Annotated in this window: 20 protein-coding genes and 1 pseudogene; 20 read left to right on the forward strand and 1 reads right to left on the reverse strand. The window is 61.6% G+C overall.

Going from position 1 to position 26,614, the window contains the following annotated elements:
- Window positions 1-36: 36 nt before the first annotated feature.
- On the reverse strand, window positions 37-1,401 hold the full coding sequence (locus HX855_RS02995; RefSeq protein ID WP_177088717.1) for a formimidoylglutamate deiminase: 1,365 nt from the start codon (window positions 1,399-1,401) through the stop codon (window positions 37-39).
- Window positions 1,402-1,548: 147 nt separating this feature from the next.
- Here HX855_RS02995 and hutC point away from each other — a divergent pair, with 147 nt between their 5' ends.
- The 20 genes and pseudogenes from hutC to HX855_RS03095 all read left to right on the forward strand — a co-directional run bounded on the left by hutC (window position 1,549) and on the right by HX855_RS03095 (window position 26,588).
- On the forward strand, window positions 1,549-2,259 hold the full coding sequence (gene hutC / locus HX855_RS03000) for a histidine utilization repressor (protein WP_003217980.1): 711 nt from the start codon (window positions 1,549-1,551) through the stop codon (window positions 2,257-2,259).
- A complete protein-coding gene (locus HX855_RS03005; RefSeq protein WP_177088716.1) occupies window positions 2,256-2,813 on the forward strand; it encodes a HutD family protein in 558 nt (185 codons plus the stop codon). Before hutC ends, HX855_RS03005 begins: the two co-directional genes overlap by 4 nt.
- A 390-nt stretch (window positions 2,814-3,203) precedes the next feature.
- Window positions 3,204-4,874, forward strand: coding sequence for a urocanate hydratase (gene hutU / locus HX855_RS03010; RefSeq protein ID WP_177088715.1), 1,671 nt, complete (start codon window positions 3,204-3,206; stop codon window positions 4,872-4,874).
- A gap of 150 nt (window positions 4,875-5,024) precedes the next feature.
- Complete coding sequence (locus HX855_RS03015; RefSeq protein WP_177088714.1) at window positions 5,025-6,482, forward strand: cytosine permease; 1,458 nt, start codon at window positions 5,025-5,027, stop codon at window positions 6,480-6,482.
- Between the two features lie 69 nt (window positions 6,483-6,551).
- Window positions 6,552-7,517: an ABC transporter substrate-binding protein gene (locus HX855_RS03020; RefSeq protein ID WP_177088713.1), complete on the forward strand. Its 966-nt coding sequence runs from the start codon at window positions 6,552-6,554 to the stop codon at window positions 7,515-7,517.
- 71 nt (window positions 7,518-7,588) lie between these two features.
- Entirely contained in the window at window positions 7,589-8,440 is an 852-nt protein-coding gene (locus HX855_RS03025) for a proline/glycine betaine ABC transporter permease (protein WP_177088712.1), read from the forward strand.
- Window positions 8,437-9,261: a glycine betaine/L-proline ABC transporter ATP-binding protein gene (locus HX855_RS03030; protein WP_177088711.1), complete on the forward strand. Its 825-nt coding sequence runs from the start codon at window positions 8,437-8,439 to the stop codon at window positions 9,259-9,261. The genes HX855_RS03025 and HX855_RS03030 overlap by 4 nt, the downstream gene beginning before the upstream one ends.
- Window positions 9,262-9,398: 137 nt before the next feature.
- A complete protein-coding gene (hutH, locus tag HX855_RS03035; RefSeq protein ID WP_177088710.1) occupies window positions 9,399-10,922 on the forward strand; it encodes a histidine ammonia-lyase in 1,524 nt (507 codons plus the stop codon).
- A gap of 114 nt (window positions 10,923-11,036) precedes the next feature.
- Window positions 11,037-12,575 (forward strand): histidine ammonia-lyase, encoded by a 1,539-nt coding sequence (gene hutH / locus HX855_RS03040; RefSeq protein ID WP_177088709.1) that lies wholly within the window; start codon window positions 11,037-11,039, stop codon window positions 12,573-12,575.
- A 126-nt stretch (window positions 12,576-12,701) separates the two neighbouring features.
- A complete protein-coding gene (locus HX855_RS03045) occupies window positions 12,702-14,108 on the forward strand; it encodes an amino acid permease (RefSeq protein WP_177088708.1) in 1,407 nt (468 codons plus the stop codon).
- Window positions 14,109-14,125: 17 nt separating this feature from the next.
- Window positions 14,126-15,331 carry an imidazolonepropionase gene (hutI, locus tag HX855_RS03050; protein WP_177088707.1) on the forward strand — a complete coding sequence of 402 codons (1,206 nt, stop codon included), beginning with the start codon at window positions 14,126-14,128 and terminating at the stop codon, window positions 15,329-15,331.
- Window positions 15,332-15,342: 11 nt separating this feature from the next.
- The gene (gene hutG / locus HX855_RS03055) at window positions 15,343-16,143 is read left to right on the forward strand and encodes an N-formylglutamate deformylase (protein ID WP_177088706.1); all 801 of its coding nucleotides are present in this window, start codon (window positions 15,343-15,345) and stop codon (window positions 16,141-16,143) included.
- Window positions 16,144-16,391: 248 nt separating this feature from the next.
- Complete coding sequence (locus tag HX855_RS03060) at window positions 16,392-17,339, forward strand: choline ABC transporter substrate-binding protein (RefSeq protein WP_177088705.1); 948 nt, start codon at window positions 16,392-16,394, stop codon at window positions 17,337-17,339.
- Between the two features lie 173 nt (window positions 17,340-17,512).
- The gene (locus tag HX855_RS03065; RefSeq protein WP_177088704.1) at window positions 17,513-18,448 is read left to right on the forward strand and encodes an alpha/beta hydrolase; all 936 of its coding nucleotides are present in this window, start codon (window positions 17,513-17,515) and stop codon (window positions 18,446-18,448) included.
- A gap of 103 nt (window positions 18,449-18,551) precedes the next feature.
- On the forward strand, window positions 18,552-19,523 hold the full coding sequence (gene pip / locus HX855_RS03070; RefSeq protein WP_088423039.1) for a prolyl aminopeptidase: 972 nt from the start codon (window positions 18,552-18,554) through the stop codon (window positions 19,521-19,523).
- A complete protein-coding gene (dtd, locus tag HX855_RS03075; RefSeq protein WP_177088703.1) occupies window positions 19,520-19,957 on the forward strand; it encodes a D-aminoacyl-tRNA deacylase in 438 nt (145 codons plus the stop codon). Before pip ends, dtd begins: the two co-directional genes overlap by 4 nt.
- Window positions 19,958-20,225: 268 nt before the next feature.
- Window positions 20,226-21,965 carry a glucan biosynthesis protein G gene (locus tag HX855_RS03080; protein WP_309139815.1) on the forward strand — a complete coding sequence of 580 codons (1,740 nt, stop codon included), beginning with the start codon at window positions 20,226-20,228 and terminating at the stop codon, window positions 21,963-21,965.
- Window positions 21,958-24,533, forward strand: a pseudogene (gene mdoH, locus HX855_RS03085) (glucans biosynthesis glucosyltransferase MdoH); the annotation flags it as partial. The gene HX855_RS03080 and the pseudogene mdoH, both read left to right, overlap by 8 nt.
- 235 nt (window positions 24,534-24,768) lie before the next feature.
- Window positions 24,769-25,572, forward strand: a complete 804-nt coding sequence (locus HX855_RS03090) for a transporter substrate-binding domain-containing protein (protein ID WP_177088701.1) — start codon at window positions 24,769-24,771, stop codon at window positions 25,570-25,572.
- Window positions 25,573-25,790: 218 nt separating this feature from the next.
- The gene (locus HX855_RS03095; protein ID WP_076018212.1) at window positions 25,791-26,588 is read left to right on the forward strand and encodes a transporter substrate-binding domain-containing protein; all 798 of its coding nucleotides are present in this window, start codon (window positions 25,791-25,793) and stop codon (window positions 26,586-26,588) included.
- The last annotated feature ends 26 nt before the right edge of the window (window positions 26,589-26,614 follow it).

A 26,614-nucleotide genomic window follows, 5' to 3' on the forward strand; every position in this document is an offset into this window, starting at 1 on the left:
GCAAGCCAGCTCCCACATTTTGTTATGTGTCGTCTGTTAGCCCAGCAAATCCCGCAAGACCTGGGTAAACGCCCGGCTGCTTTGTTCTTCAGCCGCGTGATGCCCGTCGCGAATCACCCATTGGCCGTTGACCAGCACGTCCCGCACCTGGCGATCACCGCCGGCAAACAGCCAGCGATTGAGAATCCCGTCTTCGTTCGCGGTCGCCAGGTACGGATCGTTGCCGTCCAGTACCAGCCAGTCAGCCCGTTTGCCGACTTCCAGGCGCCCAACCGGCTGCCCCAATGCCTCGGCACCGCCGTCCAGCGCGGCATCAAACAGTGTACGACCGACCATCGGCTGATCATTGCGATACAACCGGTTGCGCCGCTGGTCCCGCAGCCGCTGCCCATATTCCAGCCAGCGCAATTCTTCCACCACGCTCAGTGATACGTGGCTGTCGGAACCAATCCCCATGCGCCCGCCCTGGGCCAGGAAATCCACCGCCGGGAAAATCCCGTCGCCCAGGTTGGCTTCGGTGGTCAGGCACAGCCCGGCAATCGCCCGACTCTTGGCCATCAGCGTCACTTCTTCCGGGTTGGCGTGGGTGGCGTGCACCAGGCACCAGCGCCGGTCCACTTCAACATGGTCATACAGCCATTGCAGCGGACGCTGGCCGCTCCAGGCCAGGCAGTCGTCGACTTCTTTTTGCTGCTCGGCGATGTGGATATGCACCGGGCACGCCTTGTCGCTGGCGGCCAGCACCTCGCTGATCTGCTGCGGGGTGACGGCGCGCAGCGAGTGGAAGCACAGGCCCAGTTGTTGCGCCGGTTGTGCGGCCAGAATCGGTTGCAGGCGTGACTGCAGGTTCAGGTAATTTTCGGTGCTGTTGATAAAGCGGCGCTGGCCTTCATTGGGAGCCTGGCCGCCGAAACCGGAATGGCTGTACAGCACCGGCAACAACGTCAGGCCGATACCGCTGCTGGCGGCCGCCTGGCTGATTTGTCGCGACAACTCCGCCGGGTCGGCATAGGGCTGGCCGCTGACGTCGTGGTGCACGTAGTGAAATTCGGCCACCGAGGTGTAGCCGGCCTTGAGCATCTCGATATACAGCTGGCGCGCGATGACCTGCAGCTGGTTGGGGCTGATCTTGCCTACCATGCGATACATCAAGTCGCGCCAGGTCCAGAAGCTGTCATTCGGGTTGCCGGCCACTTCCGCCAACCCGGCCATCGCCCGCTGGAACGCATGGGAATGCAGGTTCGGCATGCCCGCCAACACCGGGCCCCTGAGCCGCTCGGCACCGTCTGCACTGGCGTTGGGCTCAACCTGGGTCAGCAGGCCATCGGCGCTGACTTCAAGACGTACATCATTGGCCCATCCATTAGGCAGCAGCGCGCGTTCGGCAAAGAAAGCGGACATGATTAAGGCACCCCGGTCGTGTGTTTATTTGTATATACATATACAGACGTTTGCCTGCTCGGTAAACTCCGGCAAGCTATGCTTCTTTTTCACCTACAAGGATTTCCTGTGCCGACTCCGCCCGCCAAGTCTTCACTGGCTGCCCACATGGACGAAAGTCCGGCGCCCTTGTACGCCCGCGTCAAACAGATGATCAGCCAGCAGATTCTCAACGGCAACTGGCCGCCCCATTATCGCGTGCCGTCGGAAAGTGAGCTGGTCAACCAACTGGGCTTCAGCCGCATGACCATCAACCGCGCCCTGCGTGAGTTGACCGCCGAAGGCCTGCTGGTGCGCATGCAGGGCGTGGGCACGTTTGTCGCCGAGCCCAAGAGCCAGTCGGCCCTGTTTGAAGTGCACAACATTGCCGATGAGATCGCCTCCCGCGGCCATCGCCACACCTGCAAGGTCATCACCCTCGGTGAAGAAGCCGCCGGTTCCGAGCGCGCCGTTGCCCTGGAAATGCGCGAAGGCGGGCGGGTGTTCCACTCGCTGATCGTGCACTACGAAAACGACATTCCGGTGCAAATCGAAGACCGTTTCGTCAACGCCCTGGTGGCGCCGGAATACCTGCAGCAGGATTTCACCCAGCAAACCCCTTATGCCTACCTCAACCAGGTGGCACCGCTGACCGAAGGCGAGCACGTGGTGGAGGCGATCCTGGCCGACGCCGATGAATGCAAGCTGCTGCAAATCGAAACCAGCGAGCCCTGCCTGCTGATTCGCCGCCGCACCTGGTCTGGCCGCCAGCCGGTCACGGCCGCACGATTGATCCACCCCGGTTCCCGTCATAGCCTGGAAGGACGTTTCAGTAAATGAGTTCGATGAAAGTCTGGCGTGCCACCGATTACATCCGCATGCCGTGGAAAAACGGCGGCGGCAGCACTGAAGAAATCACCCGTGATGCAGGCGAGGGCCTGGACGGTTTCGGCTGGCGCCTGTCGATTGCCGATATCGCCGAGTCGGGCGGGTTCTCAAGCTTTGCCGGGTACCAGCGCATCATCACGGTGCTGCAAGGCTCGGGCATGGTGCTGACGGTGGATGGCGAAGAGCAGCGCGGGTTGTTACCGCTGCAGCCATTCCCGTTCAAGGGTGACAGCCAGGTGTCCTGTCGGTTGATCGGCGGGCCGATTCGCGATTTCAACCTGATCTATTCGCCGCAGCGCTATCAGGCGCGGTTGCAGTGGATGGATGGTACGCAGCGTTTCTTCAGTGCGGCGCACACCGTACTGGTGTTCAGCGTGGCCGATGAAGTGAAGGTGTTGGGTGAAAGGCTGAACCGTCATGATTGCCTGCAAGTGGACGGTAATACCGGCTTGCTGGACGTATCCATCACCGGCCGCTGCTGCGTCATCGAGCTGACTGCACACTAAATCCCTGTAGGAGCGAGCTTGCTCGCGAAGGTATTCCAGGCGCATTGCTGCATTGAATGTACGTTTTTCGCGAGCAAGCTCGCTCCTACAGAAACTGTTTCCACTTCCCGCACCAACTTGTTACCGAACGCCCCAGCATGGCGCAAAACCCTGCCTTGGTAACGAGCCTCCCTCGAAGTAAAACATCGCTGTAAGAAATTTCATCAGAGCGTGAAGCCTTATTTTCCAAGGCTTCCACACCCCTGCGCAAAAAATCTTCAACCCTCCTCAACAAAGTTGGCCGCTTGATTGCATATGCTTGTATGTACAAGTAAAGATGTGTGCGTAAGAGTCCATGGACATCCTCTTCGCACCAATCATGTTCGCGCATTGATCGTTGAGGAATTTTTTGTGACCAAGCCTACCAAGTACCGTGACGTTGAAATCCGTGCCGCACGCGGCAACACGCTGACCGCCAAAAGCTGGCTGACTGAAGCGCCGCTGCGCATGCTGATGAACAACCTCGATCCGCAGGTTGCCGAAAACCCGAAAGAGTTGGTGGTGTACGGCGGTATCGGCCGTGCAGCGCGTAACTGGGAATGCTACGACCAGATCGTCGAAAGCCTGACCCACCTCAATGACGACGAAACCTTGCTGGTGCAATCCGGCAAACCCGTGGGCGTGTTCAAGACCCACAGCAACGCCCCGCGCGTGTTGATCGCCAACTCCAACCTGGTGCCGCACTGGGCGAGCTGGGAACACTTCAACGAACTGGATGCCAAGGGCCTGGCCATGTACGGCCAGATGACCGCCGGTAGCTGGATCTACATCGGCAGCCAGGGCATCGTCCAGGGCACCTACGAAACCTTCGTCGAAGCCGGCCGCCAGCACTACAACGATGACCTCAAGGGCCGTTGGGTCCTGACCGCCGGGCTCGGCGGCATGGGCGGCGCCCAACCGCTGGCCGCCACCCTGGCCGGCGCTTGCTCGCTGAACATCGAATGCCAGCAGGTCAGCATCGACTTCCGCTTGAGCAGCCGCTACGTCGACGAGCAAGCCACCGACCTCGACGACGCCCTGGCCCGCATCGACAAGTACACCAAGGAAGGCCGCGCGATCTCCATCGCCCTGCTGGGCAACGCGGCTGAAATCCTGCCGGAACTGGTCAAGCGTGGCGTGCGCCCGGACATGGTCACCGACCAGACCAGCGCCCACGACCCGCTCAACGGCTACCTGCCCGCCGGCTGGACCTGGGACGAATACCGCGCCCGCGCCAAGACCGAACCGGCCGCCGTGATCAAGGCCGCCAAACAGTCCATGGCCGTGCACGTCAAAGCCATGCTTGAGTTCCAGAAGCAAGGCATCCCGACCTTCGACTACGGCAACAACATCCGCCAGATGGCCCAGGAAGAAGGCGTGGAAAACGCCTTCGACTTCCCGGGTTTCGTACCGGCTTATATCCGTCCGTTGTTCTGCCGCGGCATCGGCCCGTTCCGTTGGGCTGCACTGTCGGGCGACCCGCAGGACATCTACAAGACCGACGCCAAAGTCAAAGAGCTGATCCCGGACGACGCCCACCTGCACAACTGGCTGGACATGGCCCGCGAGCGCATCAGCTTCCAGGGGCTGCCGGCCCGTATCTGCTGGGTGGGCCTGGGTCAGCGCGCCAAGCTCGGCCTGGCGTTCAACGAAATGGTGCGCAGCGGCGAGCTGTCGGCACCGGTTGTGATCGGCCGCGACCACCTGGACTCCGGCTCGGTGGCCAGCCCCAACCGTGAAACCGAATCGATGCAGGACGGTTCCGATGCCGTGTCCGACTGGCCACTGCTCAACGCTTTGCTCAACACCGCCAGCGGCGCGACCTGGGTCTCGTTGCACCACGGCGGCGGCGTCGGCATGGGGTTCTCCCAGCACTCCGGCATGGTGATTGTCTGCGACGGCACCGACGAAGCGGCTGAGCGCATCGCTCGCGTGCTGCACAACGACCCGGCCACCGGCGTGATGCGTCATGCCGATGCGGGTTACCAGATCGCGATCGACTGTGCCAAAGAGCAGGGCCTCAATCTCCCGATGATCAAATAAAGACCGGCTCGGTTGTTGTGGGAGCCGGGCTTGCCCGCGATGCAGGCGACTCGGTTTGTCAGTAAGACCGAGGTGATGCCATCGCAGGCAAGCCAGCTCCCACAGAAGAGCAATCCACATACAGAACAATCCATCAGAGGTTGAACATAAATGGCTGTCAAAGACGCTCGTGCAAGCACCACCCCGTTGATCGAAAGGCGTTCGATCGACTACATCCCGGAAGCGGAAAGACACGGCCGTCTATTAAGTCAGTTCACCCTGTGGCTGGGTGCCAACCTGCAAATCACTGCGATTGTCACCGGGGCCCTGGCCGTGGTGCTGGGCGGTGATGTGTTCTGGTCGTTGATCGGTCTGTTGATCGGTCAACTGCTGGGCGGCGGCGTCATGGCGCTGCACGCCGCCCAGGGCCCGCAGCTTGGCTTGCCGCAAATGATCTCCAGCCGTGTGCAGTTTGGCGTGTATGGCGCGGTGATCCCGCTGGTGCTGGTGTGCCTGATGTACATCGGGTTTTCCGCCAGCGGTTCATTGCTGGCAGGGCAGGCGGTGGCGCAGTTGCTCCACGTTGAAGACTGGGTCGGCATCGTGCTGTTCGCGGCGCTGATCATGGTCTTCACAATATTCGGCTACCGCGTCATCCACGGCATTGGCCGGGTGGCCAGCGTGCTGGGGGTGGTGGCTTTCATCTACCTGTTCTACAAGCTGCTGGCGGGTAACGACGTCGGTGCGTTGCTGGGTAACAAGCATTTTTCCCTCAGCAGTTTCCTGCTGGCGATTTCCCTGTCGGCGTCCTGGCAGATTGCGTTCGGTCCATATGTCGCGGACTACTCGCGGTACTTGCCGCGCAGCACGCCGGCGTCGAAAACCTTCTGGGCCGTGGGCCTCGGTTCGGTGATCGGCGCACAGGCTTCGATGGTGTTCGGGGTGTTTGCTGCGGCCCTGGCCGGTTCCCAATTCGCTCACCACGAAGTGTCGTTTATCGTTGGCCTGGGCGGCACCGGGATCGTCGCGGCGCTGCTGTATTTCAGCATCGCCTTCGGCAAGGTCACCGTGACCACCCTGAATGCCTACGGCAGCTTCATGTCGATCGCGACGATCATCAGTGGCTTCCGTGGCAGCCGCCATATCGGCAGTGGCACGCGGCTGCTGTACATCTTCGTGATGGTGTCGATTGCCGCCGGGCTGGCGTTGCTGGGCAAGGATTCGTTCCTCAAGGATTTCTCCGCGTTCATCCTGTTCCTGCTGGCGTTTTTCACGCCCTGGAGCGCGATTAACCTGGTGGACTTCTACTGCATCACCAAAGAACGCTACGACATCCCGGCACTGTCCAATCCCGAAGGTCGTTACGGCCGCTGGAACCTGATGGGCATCAGCATCTACGTGTTTGGCGTGTTGATCCAGATGCCGTTCATCTCCACGCACTTCTACACCGGGCCACTGGTTGCCAGCCTCGGCGACACCGATATTTCCTGGATCATCGGCCTGGTGGTGCCGGCTGCGCTTTACTACTGGGCCGCCAAAAAATGGCACAGCGCAATACCTGAACGACTGATCCTGCCGGTAGAGCAGGGCGCTGCACCAACGACAAACGGGCTGGCTGCACAAGCCTGATGGGACGTGGACAGGGCAGGATGCCTACTGACTGCCGTAATCCATTTCAAGATTGGGAGCGTCACAACAATGAAAATGAATAAGACCCTGCTGGGCACTTTGTTCTCTGCAGGCTTGCTGGCTTCTGCTGGCGCTCAGGCGGCGGGTTGGTGCGAATCCGGCAAGCCGGTGAAGTTCGCCGGCCTGAACTGGGAAAGCGGCATGTTGCTCACCGACATCCTGCAAACCGTGCTGGAAAAAGGCTACGACTGCAAAACCGACAGCCTGCCGGGCAACTCCATCACCATGGAAAACGCCCTGAGCAGCAATGACATCCAGGTGTTCGCCGAGGAGTGGGTAGGCCGCAGCGAAGTCTGGAACAAGGCCGAGAAGGCCGGCAAAGTCATCGGTGTCGGCGCGCCGGTGGTGGGCGCCGTCGAAGGCTGGTACGTGCCGCGTTATGTGATCGAAGGCGACGCCAAGCGCAAGCTGGAACCCAAGGCGCCGGACCTGAAAACCATCGCCGACCTGGCCAAGTATTCCGCGGTGTTCAAAGACCAGGAAGAACCCTCCAAAGGCCGTTTCTATAACTGCCCGGCCGGCTGGACCTGCGAGCTGGATAACAGCGAGATGCTGAAAAGCTATGGCCTGGAAAGCACCTACACCAACTTCCGCCCAGGCACCGGCCCGGCGCTGGATGCGGCGGTGCTGTCGAGCTACAAGCGCGGCGAGCCGATCCTGTTCTACTACTGGTCGCCAACGCCGTTGATGGGCCAGGTCGACCTGGTGAAGCTGGAAGAAAAACCCGGCGTGGATAAAAGCGTGACCATCAAGGTCGGCGTGTCCAAGGTATTCGACGAACAAGCACCGGAGCTGGTGGCCGTGCTGGAGAAGGTCAACTTGCCAATTGACCTGCTTAACCAGAACCTGGGCCGCATGGCGAAAGAGCGAATTGATTCTTCAAAACTGGCGAAAATTTTCCTCAAGGAACATCCTGAAGTCTGGCACGCCTGGGTGAGCGACGACGCAGCCAAGAAAATCGACGCGGCCTTGTAGGTTGAGCGTTTCCGGTTGCCCTCACCGGCAACCGGACGCCCGGCCACAACCCACTGGATCGAGAGCACATTATGTTTCCTGAGAGTTTTACGTTTTCCATCGCCGACTGGGTCAATGGTTGGGTTGATTCACTGGTGACCAACTACGGCGATGTGTTCCGGCACATCTCCGACACCCTGTTGTGGGCCATCGTCAACCTGGAAGGCGTGCTGCGCGCGGCGCCCTGGTGGTTGATGCTGGCGATTGTCGGCGGCATCGCCTGGCACGCCACACGCAAGGTGGTCACCACGGCGGTGATTGTCGGTTTGCTGTTCCTGGTGGGCGCCGTTGGCCTGTGGGACAAGCTGATGCAAACCCTGGCGCTGATGATGGTGGCCACGGTGATCTCGGTGCTGATCGGCATTCCCCTGGGGATTCTGTCGGCCCGCAGCAATCGCCTGCGCTCGGTATTGATGCCGCTGCTGGACATCATGCAAACCATGCCCAGCTTCGTGTACCTGATCCCGGTGTTGATGCTGTTTGGCCTGGGCAAGGTCCCGGCGATTTTCGCCACGGTGATCTACGCCGCGCCGCCCCTGATTCGCCTGACCGACCTGGGCATTCGCCAGGTAGACGGTGAGGTCATGGAAGCGATCAACGCCTTCGGTGCCAACCGCTGGCAGCAACTGTTCGGCGTGCAACTGCCGCTGGCCCTGCCGAGCATCATGGCCGGGATCAACCAGACCACCATGATGGCCCTGTCGATGGTGGTGATCGCCTCGATGATCGGCGCCCGTGGCTTGGGTGAAGACGTGTTGGTTGGTATCCAGACGCTTAACGTCGGGCGCGGCCTTGAAGCCGGCCTGGCGATTGTGATTCTCGCAGTGGTCATCGACCGCATTACCCAGGCCTATGGTCGTCCACGGCATGAGGCGAGCAAATGACTACCGTCAGCAAGATTGAAGTCAAAAACGTATTCAAGATTTTCGGCAACCGTTCCAAGGAAGCACTGGCGCTGATCGGCCAGGGCAAGACCAAGGACCAGGTACTGGCCGACACCGGTTGCGTGGTGGGTGTTAACGACCTGTCCCTGAGCATCGGCACCGGCGAGATCTTCGTGATCATGGGCCTGTCGGGTTCCGGCAAGTCGACCCTGGTGCGCCACTTCAACCGCCTGATCGACCCCACCAGCGGCGCGATCCTGGTGGACGGCGAAGACATCCTGCAACTGGACATGGAAGCCCTGCGCCAATTCCGTCGGCACAAGATCAGCATGGTGTTCCAGAGCTTCGGCCTGCTGCCCCACAAGAGCGTGGTGGACAACGTCGCCTACGGCCTGAAAGTGCGTGGCGAGACCAAGCTAGTGTGCACCGAGCGTGCGCTGCACTGGATCGAAACCGTAGGCCTCAAAGGCTACGAAAACAAATACCCGCACCAGCTGTCCGGCGGCATGCGCCAACGGGTGGGCCTGGCCCGCGCCCTGGCGGCCGACACCGACATCATCCTGATGGACGAAGCGTTCAGCGCCCTCGACCCGCTGATTCGCGCCGAGATGCAAGACCAGTTGCTGGAACTGCAAAAGACCCTGCACAAGACCATCGTCTTCATCACCCACGACCTCGACGAGGCCGTGCGCATCGGCAACCGCATTGCGATTCTCAAGGACGGCAAGCTGATCCAGGTCGGCACCCCCCGGGAAATCCTGCATTCGCCGGCGGATGAATACGTGGACCGGTTTGTTCAGCGGCGGGCTGCCGTGGTCTGACCTGCGATTTGTGGTGAGTTGGCTGGCGCTATCGCAGGCAAGCCAGCTCCCACAGTTGAAATGCATTCCCCCTGTGGGAGCTGGCTTGCCTGCGATGCGGCCGGTGAAGCTGCACAAGAATTGGAGAAGGTACAAAGATGTCCCAGGCTGAAAAAATCATCATCGCCGACGCCCCGATGCGTTGGCAGGACGTGGTCGCCGTGGCCCGCCACGGCGCGGTCCTCGAGCTCTCGGGCCACGCCTGGGCGCGTATCGACAATGCCCAGGCCATCGTCCAGCGCATCGTCACCAGTGGCGAGCGCGCCTATGGCGTCAACACCGGCCTGGGTGCCCTGTGCAACGTGTCGCTCAAGGGCGAGCAACTGAGCCGGCTGTCGCGCAACACCCTGCTTAGCCACGCCTGCGGCGTCGGCCCGGCGCTGAGCGATGAGCAAACCCGCGCGATCATTTGCGCAGCGATCATCAACTACAGCCACGGCAAATCCGGGCTGCACCCGCAGGTGGTGCACTCGCTGCTGGCGCTGCTCAACCACGGCATCACCCCGCAAGTACCATCCCAGGGCTCGGTGGGCTATTTGACCCACATGGCCCACATCAGCATCGCCTTGCTCGGTGTCGGCAATGTCAGCTACCGGGGCCGCATCGTCCCGGCGCACCAGGCCCTGGCCGAAGAAGGTTTGCAGGTGGTGGTGCTGGGAGCAAAAGATGGCCTGTGCCTGGTCAACGGCACGCCGTGCATGACCGGCCTCAGCTGCCTGGCGCTGGACGATGCACACCGTTTGCTGCAATGGGCCGACGTGATTGGCGCCATGAGCTTCGAAGGCCAGCGCGGGCAGATCGATGCCTTCGACGAAGAGATCATCGCCCTCAAGCCGCACCCGGGCATGCAGCAAGTGGGCATCAACCTGCGGGCGTTGCTCGATGGCAGTGAAGTGATCGCCAGCAGCAAAGGCATTCGCACCCAGGACGCCCTGAGCATCCGTTCGATTCCCCAGGTGCACGGCGCCGCTCGCGATCAACTGGAGCACGCCACCCGGCAGATCGAAACCGAACTCAACGGCGCCACCGATAACCCGCTGGTGCTCGGTACGCCGGACAACTACCGCGTGGTCTCCCAGGCCAACCCGCACGGGCAGTCCGTGGCGCTGGCGGCAGACATGCTGGCGATTGCCATGGCTGAAATCGGCTCCATCGCCGAGCGCCGCCTGGACCGCCTGATCAACCCCCACGTCAGTGGCCTGCCGGCGTTCCTGGTGAGCAACCCCGGGGTTAATTCCGGGATGATGATCGTGCAGTACGTCGCCGCCTCGTTGTGCGGGCAAAACCGCCAGCTGGCGCAACCGGCCGTGCTGGATAACTTCGTCACCTCCGGCCTGCAGGAAGATCACCTGAGCATGGGCACCAACGCGGCGCTGAAGCTGCATTCGGTGCTGGAAAACGTCACCCAGATCCTCGCCATCGAGTACCTGCTGGCGGCCCAGGCGTTCGAGTTCCTGCAGGAACAGCGCTTCGGTGCCGGCACCGACACCGCCTGGCGGTTGCTGCGCGAACATGTCCCGGCCTACGACCAGGACCGCTGGCTGGCGCCGGACATTGCGGCCACTGCGGCGCTGCTCAAAGACACCGACTTGCTGCAACACACGTTACCGAATTTGCACTGACCTTTTTCCAACAATAACCAGCGTGCCAAGCCGGCTGATCCTCTAAAAGAGCGCAGCGGCGGATAACGGAAGCATCCGGAGCGACTGGTAGTTAACAACACTCTCAAAAGGAGCATGAATGTGACTGCGCTAAATCTGATTCCAGGCCAACTGAGCCTTGCCCAACTGCGGGCCATCTACCAGCAGCCGGTAACCCTCAGCCTGGATGCCAGCGCATCAAGCCAGATCGACGCCAGTGTCGCCTGCGTGGAGCAGATTCTCGCCGAGAACCGCACCGCGTACGGCATCAACACTGGTTTCGGCCTGCTGGCCTCGACCCGTATCGCCAGCGAAGACCTGGAAAACCTCCAGCGTTCCCTGGTGCTGTCCCATGCCGCCGGCGTCGGTGAGCCCATCAGCGATGCGCTGGTGCGACTGGTCATGGTGCTCAAGGTCAACAGCCTGAGCCGTGGTTTTTCCGGGATTCGCCGGCAGGTGATCGACGCGCTGATCGCCCTGATCAACGCCGAGGTGTACCCGCACATTCCGCTGAAAGGCTCGGTGGGTGCCTCCGGTGACCTGGCGCCGTTGGCTCACATGTCGCTGGTGCTGTTGGGCGAAGGCAAAGCCCGCTATAAAGGCGAATGGCTGGAAGCCACCGCCGCGCTGAAAGTCGCCGGCCTGACGCCGCTGACCCTGGCGGCCAAGGAAGGCCTGGCGCTGCTCAACGGCACCCAGGTTTCCACCGCGTATGCGCTGCGGGGCCTGTTCGAAGGCGAAGACCTGTTCGCCGGTGCCCTGGCCTGTGGCGCCCTGACGGTGGAAGCCGTGCTGGGTTCGCGCTCGCCGTTCGACGCGCGCATTCACGCAGCCCGTGGCCAGCGTGGCCAGATCGACTCCGCCGCCGCGTATCGCGCCCTGCTGGGTGAAAGCAGTGAAGTGTCCCAGTCCCACGAAAACTGCGACAAGGTCCAGGACCCGTACTCCCTGCGCTGCCAGCCGCAAGTCATGGGCGCCTGCCTGACCCAGTTCCGCCAGGCGGCCGACGTACTGGTGGTGGAAGCCAACGCGGTGTCCGATAACCCCTTGGTGTTTGCGGCAGAAGGTGACGTGATTTCCGGCGGCAACTTCCACGCAGAGCCGGTGGCCATGGCGGCGGACAACATGGCCTTGGCCATCGCGGAAATCGGTTCCCTGAGCGAGCGTCGTATCTCGTTGATGATGGACAAACACATGTCGCAACTGCCGCCCTTCCTGGTGGCCAACGGTGGCGTGAACTCCGGCTTCATGATCGCCCAGGTAACGGCAGCGGCACTGGCCAGCGAGAACAAGGCGCTGGCCCATCCCCATAGCGTCGACAGCCTGCCGACCTCGGCGAACCAGGAAGACCACGTGTCGATGGCGCCGGCCGCAGGCAAGCGCCTGTGGGAAATGGCCGAGAACACCCGTGGTGTACTGGCGGTGGAATGGTTGGCGGCGTGCCAGGGCCTGGACCTGCGCAATGGTCTGAAAACCTCGCCCGCGCTGGAAAAGGCCCGCGGGATTCTGCGCGGCAAAGTGGCGTTTTATGAGAAGGACCGGTTCTTTGCGCCGGACATCAACGCGGCGACCGAGCTGTTGGCGACGCGATGCCTGAATGAGCTGGTGCCGGCGAAGTTGCTCCCGAGCCTCTAAGGGATGGATGCCCCTGTAGGAGCGAGCTTGCTCGCGAAAAAGGTACATCCACCGCAGCGATGCGCCTGGAATACCTTCGCGAGCAAGCTCGCTCCTACAGAAAATAAAAATAAATAGGGACGAGAAATGCACCAGGAAAAAGGTTTGAAACGCGGGCTCTCCGCCCGACATATTCGCTTCATGGCGCTCGGTTCCGCGATCGGTACCGGGCTCTTCTACGGCTCCGCCTCCGCCATCCAGATGGCCGGCCCCGCTGTACTCCTGGCCTACCTCATCGGTGGCGCCGCCGTGTTCATGGTGATGCGCGCCCTCGGCGAAATGGCCGTGCACAACCCGGTGTCCGGCTCCTTCGGCCACTACGCCAGCACCTACCTGGGCCCGATGGCCGGCTTTATCCTCGGCTGGACCTACGCCTTTGAAATGATCATCGTCTGCCTCGCCGACGTCACCGCCTTCGGCATCTACATGGGCTTCTGGTTTCCCGAAGTCGCGCGCTGGGTCTGGGTGCTGGGCATCGTGCTGCTGATCGGCGGCTTGAACCTGTGCAACGTCAAAGTCTTTGGCGAAATGGAGTTCTGGCTGTCGCTGCTCAAGGTTGGCGCCATCGTGGCGATGATCCTCGGCGGCTTCGGCATCATGCTGTTCGGCATTCACTCGGCGGGCGAAGCGCCGGCCACCGGCCTCAGCAACCTGTGGGCCCACGGCGGCTTCATGCCGAACGGCGTGGGTGGCTTGATTGCGTCCTTCGCGGTGGTGATGTTTGCCTTTGGCGGCATCGAAATCATCGGCATCACCGCAGGCGAGGCCAAGGACCCGCAGCGGGTGATCCCCAAGGCGATCAACGCAGTGCCGTTGCGCATCCTGCTGTTCTACGTGCTGACGTTGTTTGTGCTGATGGCGATCTACCCGTGGCCGCAGATCGGCAGCCAGGGCAGCCCGTTCGTGCAGATCTTCAGCAACCTGGGGATAGGCTCGGCGGCGACCATCCTCAATATCGTGGTGATCTCGGCTGCCGTCTCGGCCATCAACAGCGACATCTTCGGCGCAGGCCGCATGATGTTCGGCCTGGCCCAGCAAGGGCAGGCGCCCAAAGGGTTTGCCCAGCTGTCGAAACAAGGCGTGCCGTGGATGACGGTGGTGGTGATGGGCGCCGCATTGCTGGGCGGTGTGGTGCTCAATTACCTGATCCCGGAAAACGTGTTCCTGGTGATCGCATCGATTGCGACCTTCGCCACGGTGTGGGTGTGGCTGATGATCCTGGTCACCCAGGTGGCCATGCGTCGCTCGATGACCAAGGAGCAAATCGCCGAGCTGAAATTCCCGGTGCCGTTCTGGCCCTATGCGCCAGCGGCCGCCATCGTGTTCATGCTGTTTATCTTCGGCGTGCTGGGTTACTTCCCGGACACCCAGGCCGCCCTTATGGTCGGTGCCGTGTGGATCGTCCTGCTGATCGTTGCCTACCTGCTGTGGGTCAAGCCCGCCGCCGGGCAAACGGCCAAGGTCCACTACGACCCGGCTTTGTCTCATCGATAACCAAACGCAGGTGTTGAATGAAAACGCTTTGGCAACACTGCCACGTTGCAACCATGGCCCAGGGCAACTACTCGATCATCGAGGATGCCGCTATCGTGACCTCGGGCACGCTCATCGAGTGGATCGGCCCGCGCGCCGATCTGCCGAAGGCGGACTACGCGACCACCCATGACCTGCTGGGGGCGTGGGTCACGCCCGGGCTGATCGACTGCCACACCCACACGGTGTTCGGTGGCAATCGCAGCGGTGAGTTCGAGCAGCGGCTGCAAGGCGTGAGCTATGCCGAGATCGCAGCGGCCGGTGGCGGTATTGCCAGCACCGTGCGCGCCACGCGTGCGGCAACCGAAGATGAGTTGTTTGCCAGCGGCCACAAGCGCCTGCGCAGTTTGCTGCGGGACGGCGTGACCACCGTCGAGATCAAGTCCGGCTACGGCCTGGACCTGGCCAGCGAGCGCAAGATTCTGCGGGTGATCCGCCGCCTCGGCGCCGAGTTGCCGGTGAGTGTGCGCAGTACTTGCCTGGCGGCCCACGCGTTGCCGCCGGAGTACGCGGACCGCGCCGACGCCTACATCGACCACATCTGCGCCGAGATGCTGCCGGCACTGGCGGCGGAAGGCCTGGTGGATGCGGTCGACGCCTTCTGTGAATACCTGGCGTTTTCGCCAGAGCAGGTGGAGCGCGTGTTCATCTCTGCCCAAAAACTCGGCTTGCCGGTAAAACTGCACGCCGAACAATTGTCGTCCTTGCATGGCTCCAGCCTGGCGGCGCGTTATCAGGCGCTGTCGGCGGACCATCTGGAGTTCATGACCGAAGAAGACGCCATCGCCATGGCCGCTTCCGGCACCGTCGCGGTGTTGCTGCCGGGGGCGTTCTACTTCCTGCGGGAAACCCAGTTGCCGCCGATGGACGCCCTGCGCAAGCACGGCGTGAAGATCGCCATTGCCAGCGACCTCAACCCGGGCACCTCGCCGGCGTTGTCGGTGCGCCTGATGCTGAACATGGCCTGCACCCTGTTCCGCATGACCCCGGAAGAAGCCCTGGCCGGCGCCACGCAGCACGCGGCCACCGCCCTGGGCCTGGGTGACAGCCATGGCTCGCTGGAAGTGGGCAAGGTCGCGGACTTTGTCGCCTGGCAGATCGATCGCCCTGCCGACCTGGCCTACTGGCTGGGCGGCGAGCTGGATAAACGCGTCGTGCGCCATGGCGCCGATGTCACCGTTTGAGGAGTAGCGCTGTGGATAAGGTTCTGAATTTCAAACAAGGCCGCGTACCGCTGCTGATCAGCATGCCCCATGCGGGCCTGCGTCTCACGCCGGCGGTGCAGGCCGGGCTGATCCCCGAGGCGCAAAGCCTGCCGGACACCGACTGGCACATTCCCACGCTGTACGACTTCGCCGACGAACTGGGCGCCAGCACCCTGGCCGCCGAATATTCGCGTTTTGTCATCGACCTGAACCGGCCTTCAGACGACAAGCCGCTGTACGTCGGTGCCACCACCGGCCTCTACCCGGCGACGCTGTTCGACGGTGTGCCGCTGTTCCGCGAAGGCCTGGAACCGTCCAAGGCCGAGCGCGCCACGTACCTGGAGCAGGTGTGGACGCCGTATCACCGAACCCTGCAAAACGAGCTGGCCCGGCTCAAGGCCGAGTTCGGCTATGCGCTGCTGTTTGACGCGCACTCGATCCGCTCGGTGATCCCGCACCTGTTCGAAGGCAAGCTGCCGGACTTCAACCTCGGCACCTTCAATGGCGCCGCCTGCGATCCGCAGCTGGCCAGCCAACTGGAAGCCATCTGCGCCGGGCATCCGCAGTACAGCCATGTGCTCAACGGGCGTTTCAAGGGCGGGCATATCACCCGGCACTACGGCAATCCGGCCGAGAACATCCACGCCGTGCAGCTGGAACTGGGGCAGTGCACGTACATGGAAGAGTTTGAGCCGTTCCGTTATCGCGCCGATTTGGCCGAACCGACGCGGGTGGTGTTGAAGGAATTGCTGGAAGGGTTCCTGGCATGGGGGCAAAAGCACTACCGGTGATCGGTTGCGCAGTTGAGATAGCCATCGCGGGCAAGCCCGGCTCCCACCTTTTGAATGGCAAACATATTCAAATGTGGGAGCTGGCTTGCCTGCGATGAGGCCCTCAACAGCCACACACCTCTCAAGTCGCCTGAGTGCAACTCACAGTCGCCACAGGTCGCTTTGATCGAGGTCCCGCTGGGTAAGGTGTTGGGCACGGCGCGTCAGACGCCATCCCCACAATAAAACTGCCGAGTGAGACCGCATCGATGAAAAGACTGTTCAACCGTTGCCTGTTGATTCTCACCGGCGCCGCCCTCCTGAGCGCCAACGCGATGGCCGCCGACCCGGCCTCGTGCAAGGCCGTGCGCATGGGCGTGGTCAGCTGGACCGACGTGATCGCCACCAGCGGCATGGCCGATGTGCTGCTCAATGGCCTGGGCTATGACAGCAAGCAAACCAGCGCCGTGCAGCAAATCATCTTTGCCGGCATCCGCGACAAGCGCCTGGATATCTTCCTCGGCTACTGGAAACCGGCGATGGACAACAACATCGCGCCATTTCTCGCCGCCAATCAGGTCAAGGTGTTCGACAAACCGAGCCTGTCCGACGCCCAGGCCACCCTGGCGGTACCGCAGTACGTCGCCGATGCGGGCCTGAAAACCTTTGCCGACATTGCCCGCTTCAAGGACAAACTGGGCGGCAAGATTTACGGCATCGAACCGGGCAGCGGCGCCAATACCGACATCCAGAAAATGATCGACAGCAACCGCTTTGGCCTGGGCGGCTTCAAGCTGGTGGCGTCGGGTGAAGCCGGCATGCTGGCCGCGGTGCAGCGGGCGGTGAACCGCAAGGAGTTCGTGGTGTTTGTCGGCTGGACCCCGCACCCGATGAACATCAACATGAAAATGGCGTATCTGACCGGCAGTGAAGATGTGTTCGGTGCCAACGAGGGCATGGCCACGGTCTCCACGGTGACGGCGCCGGACTACGCCGAACGTTGCCCCAACGTGACCCGGCTGCTGGAAAACCTGACCTACACCGCCGCCCAGGAAAGCCAGTTGATGGTGCCGATCATGGACCGCAAGACACCGCAGGACGTGGCCAAGCAATGGCTGCGGGACAATCCCGAGGACTTGCAGCGCTGGCTGGCGGGTGTGACGACCCTGGATGGCAAGGACGGCGTGGCGGCGGTGCAGGCCAGCCTGAAACCTTGATGCGAACACGATAGATCAAACAACAGAGAGCCAATGTGGGAGCCGGGCTTGCCCGCGATAGCGGTGTATCAGTCGACGATGGCGTTGGTTGAAATACCGCTATCGCAGGCAAGCCAGCTCCCACATTTGTCTTGTGGTGTGCTTTGAGTCTTCATATCAGGACGATCACCTTCATGTCCCTTTACCCTATTTCCGCGCCGATGTGCGCCTTTGTCGAAAAAACCGAATCCTTCACCAGCGACGACACGTCGCTGGCTGGGTTGCGCAGGGGCTATGACCGCATGTGCCAAGCGTTCACCCCGGCGCGGCCGGAAGGGTTACAGGTGTCAGACGTTTCCCTGGGTGGCGTGGGCGTGCGCATTTATCAGCCGGCGACGCCAGCCCCCGATGCCGGCTGGCCCTGCATCCTTTATATGCACGGTGGCGGCTGGGTGGTGGGCGGCCTGGATTCCCACGACTTTATCTGCGGTGAGCTGGCCGACGCGCTGCAGGTGCTGGTCATCGCCATCGACTATCGCCTGGCACCCGAACACCCTTTCCCGGCCGCCTTCGACGATTGCTGCGCGGTCTGGCGGGCGATTCAGGCGGGTGAAGCGCCTTGCCCTGTCAACCTGCAGCGCCTGGTGGTGGCCGGTGACAGTGCCGGCGGTAACCTGGCGGCCGCGTTGTGCCTGGGGTTGCGGGATGACCACCAACCGCAGCCCCTGGCACAAATCCTGATCTACCCCGGCCTGGGCGGCCCCGCTGACTTGCCATCCCGCCGCGACTGCGTTGACGCGCCGCTGCTCAGCACGGCCGACACCGAATGCTACCTGGCGCTCTATTTGCGCGGGCCGGGCAAACCGTCGCCCTATGCCATGCCCTTGCTGGCTGCAGATTTCAGCGGGTTGCCCCAGGCGTTGATCGCCGTCGCCCAGTTCGACCCGCTGCGGGACGACGGCATGCTCTACGCCGAACGCCTGCAAGCGGCCGGGGTGGCGGCCACGCTGTACCCCGGCAAAGGCCTGGTCCACGGCTGCCTGCGGGCCCGGGGCCAGGTGGAGGAGGTCGACCGGCTGTACGGTTACCTGCTGAACTACCTGCGTGGAGTTCTGCTGACACAGGTCTGAGTCCACCAGGGCATGCTCATTGCACAATTCGGGTTTATGATGCCAGACGGCAAAATAAAAGACGTCCCCCCAGGGATGAACTCGACCCCTTACGGAGCGCGCAATGCAGACTTTGTACCCGCAGATCAAACCCTACGCCCGGCACGATCTGGCCGTCGACGAAACCCACGTCCTGTATGTCGATGAAAGCGGTTCCCCGGAAGGCTTGCCCGTCGTCTTCATCCATGGCGGCCCTGGCGCCGGGTGTGACGCTAATAGCCGCTGCTATTTCGATCCTAACCTGTACCGAATTGTTACTTTTGATCAGCGCGGCTGCGGGCGCTCCACCCCACGGGCCAGCCTGGAAAACAACACCACCTGGGACCTGGTGGCCGACCTTGAGCGAATCCGCGAACACCTGGGCATCGAAAAATGGGTGCTGTTCGGCGGTTCCTGGGGTTCGACCCTGGCCCTGGCCTACGCGCAAACCCACCCGGAGCGTGTGCATGGCCTGATTGTGCGCGGCATTTTTCTGGCCCGCCCCCAGGACATTCAATGGTTCTACCAGGCCGGTGCCAGCCGTCTGTTCCCTGACTACTGGCAGGATTACCTCGCGCCGATCCCTGCGGAGGAGCGCCACGACCTGCTCAGCGCCTACCACAAGCGCCTGACCGGCAATGACCAGATCGCCCAGATGCACGCCGCCAAGGCCTGGTCCACGTGGGAAGGCCGCATGCTGGGCCTGTGCCCGAACCCGCAATTGATCGAGCGCTTCTCCGAACCCCAGCGCGCGTTGTCGATTGCCCGTATCGAATGCCATTACTTCACCAACAATTCGTTCCTTGAGCCCAACCAGCTGATTCGCGACATGCACAAGATCGCCCATCTGCCTGGCGTAATCGTGCACGGCCGCTACGATATGATCTGCCCGCTGGACAACGCCTGGGAGCTGCATCAGGCCTGGCCCAACAGTGAGCTGCAGATTATCCGCGAGGCCGGCCATGCGGCTTCCGAGCCCGGAATCACCGATGCGTTGGTACGTGCCGCGAGTGAAATGGCACGGCGCCTGCTTGATTTGCCGCCTGAAGAAGCATGAAGGGGCTTTTGCAACGGGTGCGCGGCGCCCGGGTCGAGGTAGAAGGGCAGGTGGTGGGTGCGATAGACCAGGGTTTGCTGGTGCTGGTGGCCGTCGAGCCTTCAGATACCCCGGCCAGCGCCGACAAACTGCTGCATAAGCTGCTTAACTATCGGGTGTTCAGCGATGACGAGGGCAAGATGAACCTGTCCTTGAAAGACATTGGCGGCGGTTTGCTGCTGGTGTCCCAGTTCACCCTGGCGGCAGACACCAAGAGCGGCTTGCGTCCCAGCTTCTCCACGGCGGCACCGCCGGCGTTGGGCGAGCAGCTTTTCGACTACCTGCTGTTACAAGCGCAACAATTGCATGGCACGGTAGTGGCAGGGCGTTTTGGCGCTGATATGCAGGTGCATTTGGTCAATGACGGGCCGGTCACCTTCCTGTTACAGACGTGAATGTACTGAAAACGACTTGTAATGCCCAAAAAACCGGGTTTTCGCTACAAATACTTCGCTGACCCTGATGCGTTGTCTCGCGGGCTACTAGATAATCGCGCGCTACGGGGATCAGCGTTAAATTGGTCCATTTTTGACTTACGTAGAGACTTGTCCGATAGCTAGTGGGGAATCATTTAGCCCCATGGGAGTCGGAACAATGCTCGCCAACCTGGCATATAGATAGCTGGCCGTTGGTTTTTTGATCTGTTTTCGGCGAGGGTTGCTCGTGATTGTTAGTCCCTGTAATGCACCAAAATTGTCTGCCAAACGGTTACGAAACGCACTGGTAACGGGCTCTGCCCTGTTTTGCCTGTTCGGCGCGGGTCAACTGTGGGCATTCAGTCTGGATGATGTGTCGGCCAAGGCAAAAGAGCTGGCCGGGCAGAAATACGAAGCTCCGCGCAGCAATTTGCCGAACGAATTCCGCGAAATGAAATTCGCTGACTACCAGAAAATTCGTTTCCGCAACGAAAAAGCCGAGTGGGCCGATCAAAACACCCCGTTCAAGCTGTCCTTCTATCACCAGGGTATGCACTTCGATACACCGGTGAAAATCAACGAAGTCACCGCCGACAGCGTCCAGGAAATCAAATACGACCCGTCCCGATTCGATTTCGGCGACGTCAAGTTTGATCCCAAGTCTACCGAACAGCTGGGTTATGCCGGTTTCCGTGTGCTGTACCCGATCAACAAGGGCGACAAGCAAGACGAAATCATGACCATGCTCGGCGCCAGCTATTTCCGCGTCGTGGGTAAAGACCAGGTCTACGGCCTGTCTGCCCGTGGCATGGCGATCGACACGGCCTTGCCGTCCGGCGAAGAGTTCCCGCGTTTCACCGAGTTCTGGATCGAGCGTCCAAAGCCGGGCGAGAAACAGCTGGTGATCTATGCCCTGCTGGATTCGCCGCGGGCCACTGGCGCCTATCGCCTGATCCTGCGCCCGGGCACCGACACCATTGTCGACGTCAAATCCCAGATGTACCTGCGTGACAAGGTCACCAAGCTGGGCATCGCCCCGCTGACCAGCATGTTCCTGTTCGGCGCCAACCAGCCGTCCAAGGTCCTCAACTACCGTCGCGAGCTGCACGATTCCAGCGGCCTGTCGATCCATGCCGGCAACGGCGAGTGGATCTGGCGCCCACTGAACAACCCTAAACACCTGTCGGTCAGCAACTTCACCGTGGAAAACCCGCGTGGTTTCGGCCTGCTGCAACGCGGCCGCAACTTCAGCCACTACGAAGACCTCGACGACAACTACGACAAGCGCCCAAGCGCCTGGATCGAGCCTGAAGGCGACTGGGGCAAGGGCTCCGTTGACCTGGTAGAGATTCCGACCGCCGATGAAACCAACGACAACATCGTTGCCTTCTGGAGCCCGGAAAAACTGCCGGAGCCCGGCAAGCCGCTGGACGTCGCCTATCGCCTGCACTGGACACTGAATGACGCCGAGTTCCATTCGCCTGAAAGCGCCTGGGTCAAGCAGACCCTGCGGTCCACCGGCGACGTCAAGCAATCCAACCTGATCCGTCAGCCAGACGGCAGCGTGGCTTACCTGGTGGACTTCGAGGGCCCGTCCCTGAAGAAACTCGCACCGGATGCACCGGTTCGCAGCCAGGTCAGCGTGGGTGACAACGCCGAAGTCGTTGAAAACAGCGTGCGCTACAACCCGCACACCCAAGGCTGGCGCCTGACCCTGCGCATGAAGATCAAGGACGCAGGCAAACCGACTGAAATGCGCGCTGCCCTGGTCCAGGACATCGTTGCGCCGGAGCCGGAGAAGGCGTCGAACCAGGTGCTCAAGGCCGACAAGCTCCTGGCCAAACAGCACGAGAAAGCCGCCAAGAAAGACCCGAAAGACAAGGATGCCAAGCAGCCAGAGGCTGCGGCCCCAGCCACACCGGAGCCGGCCAAGACAGAGCAAGTCCTGACCGAAACCTGGAGCTATCAGTTGCCTGCCGATGAGTAATTCTCAAGTCCAGCCAGAGACGCTTGCCGAGTACCTGGCGCATCTCCCGATGACCGATGAGCAGCGCGCCGAACTGGCGGGCTGCGAGTCCTTCAGTGAATTGCACAAGCGCCTGTCGTCGTCCACGTTCGACGCACCTGCCGACGCTGCCCAAGCGTCGGTCGGCGCGCGGCTGACCCTCAACACGGCCGAAGAGCTGCAAGACGCCGAAATGCTGGCGCTCGACGCCAGCGGCCGGGTTTGCCTCAAGGCTACGCCGCCGATCCGTCGGACCAAGGTCGTGCCTGAGCCATGGCGCACCAATATCCTGGTGCGTGGCTGGCGTCGCCTGACCGGTCGTACCAACCCTCCGGCACCGCCGAAGGATGAACGCGTTCTGCCGGCTGCCCGCTGGCGCACCGTTGGCTCGATCCGCCGTTACATCCTGCTGGTGCTGATGCTCGGCCAGACGATCGTTGCCGGCTGGTACATGAAAGGCATCATGCCGTACCAGGGCTGGTCCTTCGTCGACTTCGACGAGATCCGCAACCAGACCCTGCTGCAAACTGCGACCCAGGTCCTGCCTTACGCCCTGCAAACCAGCATCCTGGTGCTGTTCGGGATTCTGTTCTGCTGGGTCTCGGCCGGTTTCTGGACCGCGCTGATGGGCTTCCTCGAACTGCTGACCGGTCACGATAAATACCGTATCTCCGGTAAAAGTGCCGGTGACGAGCCGATTCCGAAAGACGCCCGCACCGCGCTGGTCATGCCGATCTGCAACGAAGACGTGCCCCGGGTATTTGCCGGCCTGCGTGCGACGTTCGAATCGGTTGCCGCCACCGGTGACCTGGACCGTTTCGACTTCTTCGTCCTCAGCGACAGCAACGAGGCCGACATCTGCATCGCCGAGCAGCAAGCCTGGCTCGACGTGTGCCGCGAAGCCGGTGGCTTCGGCAAGATCTTCTATCGCCGCCGTCGCCGTCGCGTCAAACGCAAGAGCGGCAACCTCGACGACTTCTGCCGTCGTTGGGGCGGTGACTACAAGTACATGGTGGTGCTCGACGCCGACAGCGTGATGAGCGGCGAATGCCTGACCAGCCTGGTACGCCTGATGGAAGCCACGCCGGATGCCGGGATTATCCAGACCGCGCCGCGTGCGTCGGGCATGGACACCCTGTATGCGCGCATGCAGCAGTTCGCCACCCGCGTGTATGGCCCGCTGTTCACCGCCGGCCTGCACTTCTGGCAGTTGGGCGAATCCCACTACTGGGGTCACAACGCGATCATCCGCATGAAGCCGTTTATCGAGCACTGCGCCCTGGCGCCGTTGCCGGGTAAAGGCGCGTTTGCCGGTGCGATCCTCTCCCACGACTTCGTTGAAGCGGCGCTGATGCGCCGTGCCGGCTGGGGCGTGTGGATTGCCTACGACTTGCCGGGCAGCTACGAAGAACTGCCGCCGAACCTGTTGGACGAACTCAAGCGTGACCGTCGCTGGTGCCACGGCAACCTGATGAACTTCCGCCTGTTCCTGGTAAAAGGCATGCACCCGGTACACCGTGCGGTGTTCCTGACCGGCGTGATGTCGTACCTGTCGGCACCGTTGTGGTTCTTCTTCCTGGTGCTGTCGACAGCCCTGCTGGCGGTCAACACCCTGATGGAGCCGCAGTACTTCATGGCGCCACGCCAGTTGTACCCGCTGTGGCCACAATGGCACCCGGACAAGGCCGTGGCGCTGTTCTCCACCACCATCGTGCTGCTGTTCCTGCCTAAACTGCTGAGTATCATCCTGATCTGGGCCAAGGGCGCGAAAGAGTTCGGTGGCAAGTTCAAGGTGACGCTGTCGATGCTGCTGGAGATGTTGTTCTCCATGCTGCTGGCGCCGGTGCGGATGATTTTCCACACCCGTTTCGTCCTCGCTGCGTTCCTCGGCTGGGCCGCGACTTGGAACTCGCCGCAACGTGACGACGACTCCACGCCATGGAGCGAGGCGGTCAAGCGCCACGGTCCGCAGACCTTGCTCGGCTTCTTCTGGGCGCTGCTGGTGGTGTGGTTGAACCCAAGCTTCCTGTGGTGGCTGGTGCCGATTGTCGGTTCGCTGATGCTGTCGATTCCGGTGTCGGTGATTTCCAGCCGGGTCAAGCTGGGCCTCAAGTCTCGCGACGAGAGCCTGTTCCTGATCCCTGAGGAATACAATCCGCCCCAGGCGCTGTTGTCGACCGACAAGTACACCCACGAAAACCGTTGGCATGCGCTGAATGACGGGTTTGTGCGGGCGGTGGTTGATCCACAGCAGAACGCTCTGACGTGCGCCTTGGCAACTTCCCGTCACGGGCAGGCTGAGCCGATTGAATGGCTGCGTATTGACCGTGTTCGCCACGCGTTGAAAGTCGGCCCTGCCGGCCTCAACAACGCTGAGCGCCTGGCCTTGCTCAGCGACCCGGTTGCCCTGGCACGCTTGCACGAGCAGGTCTGGAGCGAAGGCCACGCCGAGTGGCTCAATGCCTGGCGCGAATCGGTCAAGGCCGATCCGCATGCGCCGTTGCTGCCGTTGAAACCGTTGTCGTCTCAGGCCCAACCGGCCTGATTCCGACGCCCCCGAGGTCTCGCCTCGGGGGCGTTTTCGGTAGCCGTCCTACGCTATTTTTCCCTTCTGCTTCATCCCGCTAACACCTTGTTATTTCGAAACAAAAGACCCTTCTCCGAGGCGTATTGCCGGGCCTGCGAGTGGGTTAGCATCGCCCCCAAAATCTGACTCGAAGCCTCTGGTTTACGCGAACTTGCGCGTGGCCGGGTGTGGGAGTGTTTAACGGAACAGGGGCGTTTCATGATCAAAAGGTATTTATCGAGGCTGTTGCTCGGCATCGTCATGTTTTCCCACGGTTACCTGGTACACGCCGGGGCCATCGATGAAGCCGTTCGGCGCGGTGTGCTGAAAGTCGGTACCAATCCGGCCTACGTGCCTTTCGAGATGACCGACAGGAATGGTCGTGTCATCGGGTTTGAAATTGATCTGCTGCGGGAGATGAGCAAGGCGCTGGGGGTACAGCTGGAGCTGGTCGCGGTGCCGTATACCGACCTGATCCCCGGCCTGCTGGCCAGTCGGTTCGACCTGATCGGCAGCGGTATGACGGTGACGCAGGAGCGCAACCTGACCCTCAATTTCAGCGACTCGTTCATTATCGTCGGCCAGACCGTACTGCTGCATCCGCGCTGGGCCGACAAGGTCCACAGCATCGAAGACTTGAACGAAGCCGGTTTTCAAATAGTGGCCGCCGAAGGCACCACGGGTGAGGCGGCAGCGAAACGGTTTCTGGGCGCTGCACGGCTGCGCAGTTTTCCAACCCCGGAAGAAGCCGTGCGCCACGTGGCGCAGGGCAAGGCCGACGCGTTTATCCATGATGCGCCCTATAACCTGATCGCCATCACCAAACCCCAAAACAGTGCGCTGTTGGCCCTGGAGCAACCGTTCACCTACGAGCCCTTGGCGTTCGGAGTGAAAAAGGGCGATTACGACAGCCTTAACTGGATCAACCATTTCCTGAATCAAGTGGCCCAGGACGGCACCTACGATCGGTTGCATGACAAGTGGTTCAAGGACACGGACTGGATGGCAGACATCGACTGGTAGTCATAACTGCTTACACATCAATCAGTTGGCTGGTCAGTAGGGTGAGGTGTCTAGCGGTGCTGTTCGCTGCACTGTTGTGGGGCTTTTCTGTCATACATTGGCAACAAATCCCGGCGAAACCTTTGTGGAGGGCGGTGAGTGAGTTAGGATCGCACCCCGAAATGGTGCAGCCCTTTTGCGCGCCGACCTCACAAGAAATGAGTTCAGGGGACTTGATGATGAAAAAGTATCTTTCGATGCTGCTGCTAGGCGTCACCGCACTGGTGGCGGTCAACGCGGCCCACGCCGGCGCCATCGATGATGCGGTCAAGCGCGGCACGCTGAAAGTCGGCATGGACCCGACCTACATGCCGTTTCAGATGACCAACAAGCGCGGTGAAATCATCGGCTTTGAAGTCGACATCCTCAAGGCGATGGCCAAGTCCATGGGCGTCAAGTTCGAGCCGATCTCCACCGGCTACGACGGGATCATCCCGGCCCTGCTGACCAACAAGTTCGACATGATCGGCAGCGGCATGACCCTGACCCAGGAGCGCAACCTGCGCCTGAACTTCAGCGAACCGTTCATCGTGGTTGGCCAGACCCTGCTGATCCGCAAGGAACTGGAAGGCACCATCAAGTCCTACAAAGACCTGAACGACGAGAAGTACCGCCTGACCTCCAAGCTCGGCACCACCGGCGAGATGGTGGCCAAGAAACTGATCTCCAAGGCCAAGTACCACGGCTACGACAACGAGCAGGAAGCCGTGCTCGATGTGGTCAATGGCAAGGCTGATGCCTTCGTCTACGACGCGCCATACAACGTGGTGGCGGTGAACAAGGTGGGCGCCGGCAAGCTGGTGTTCCTCGACCAGCCGTTCACCTTTGAGCCTCTGGCGTTTGGCCTGAAGAAGGGCGACTACGACAGCATCAACTTCATCAACAACTTCCTGCACCAGATCCGTAACGACGGCACCTACGATCGCATCCATGACAAGTGGTTCAAGAGCTCCGAGTGGCTCAAGGACATGGAATAACGCTCTGACCTGTGGCGAGGGGGCTT

The organism is Pseudomonas sp. IPO3778 (genome assembly GCF_013386825.1).
In the GTDB taxonomy this organism is placed as follows: domain Bacteria; phylum Pseudomonadota; class Gammaproteobacteria; order Pseudomonadales; family Pseudomonadaceae; genus Aquipseudomonas.

Bases quoted from the DNA above. Each gene is read 5' to 3' on its own strand.
- dtd (WP_177088703.1), top strand. From the start codon at position 19,520: ATGAAGGGGCTTTTGCAACGGGTGCGCGGCGCCCGGGTCGAGGTAGAA.
- HX855_RS03060 (WP_177088705.1), top strand. From the start codon at position 16,392: ATGAAAAGACTGTTCAACCGTTGCCTGTTGATTCTCACCGGCGCCGCC.
- HX855_RS03065 (WP_177088704.1), top strand. From the start codon at position 17,513: ATGTCCCTTTACCCTATTTCCGCGCCGATGTGCGCCTTTGTCGAAAAA.
- HX855_RS03020 (WP_177088713.1), top strand. From the start codon at position 6,552: ATGAAAATGAATAAGACCCTGCTGGGCACTTTGTTCTCTGCAGGCTTG.
- HX855_RS03025 (WP_177088712.1), top strand. From the start codon at position 7,589: ATGTTTCCTGAGAGTTTTACGTTTTCCATCGCCGACTGGGTCAATGGT.
- HX855_RS03090 (WP_177088701.1), top strand. From the start codon at position 24,769: ATGATCAAAAGGTATTTATCGAGGCTGTTGCTCGGCATCGTCATGTTT.
- HX855_RS03030 (WP_177088711.1), top strand. From the start codon at position 8,437: ATGACTACCGTCAGCAAGATTGAAGTCAAAAACGTATTCAAGATTTTC.
- hutI (WP_177088707.1), top strand. From the start codon at position 14,126: ATGAAAACGCTTTGGCAACACTGCCACGTTGCAACCATGGCCCAGGGC.
- pip (WP_088423039.1), top strand. From the start codon at position 18,552: ATGCAGACTTTGTACCCGCAGATCAAACCCTACGCCCGGCACGATCTG.
- HX855_RS03015 (WP_177088714.1), top strand. From the start codon at position 5,025: ATGGCTGTCAAAGACGCTCGTGCAAGCACCACCCCGTTGATCGAAAGG.
- HX855_RS02995 (WP_177088717.1), bottom strand. From the start codon at position 1,401: ATGTCCGCTTTCTTTGCCGAACGCGCGCTGCTGCCTAATGGATGGGCC.
- HX855_RS03005 (WP_177088716.1), top strand. From the start codon at position 2,256: ATGAGTTCGATGAAAGTCTGGCGTGCCACCGATTACATCCGCATGCCG.
- hutH (WP_177088709.1), top strand. From the start codon at position 11,037: ATGAATGTGACTGCGCTAAATCTGATTCCAGGCCAACTGAGCCTTGCC.
- hutH (WP_177088710.1), top strand. From the start codon at position 9,399: ATGTCCCAGGCTGAAAAAATCATCATCGCCGACGCCCCGATGCGTTGG.
- hutC (WP_003217980.1), top strand. From the start codon at position 1,549: ATGGACGAAAGTCCGGCGCCCTTGTACGCCCGCGTCAAACAGATGATC.
- HX855_RS03045 (WP_177088708.1), top strand. From the start codon at position 12,702: ATGCACCAGGAAAAAGGTTTGAAACGCGGGCTCTCCGCCCGACATATT.
- HX855_RS03095 (WP_076018212.1), top strand. From the start codon at position 25,791: ATGAAAAAGTATCTTTCGATGCTGCTGCTAGGCGTCACCGCACTGGTG.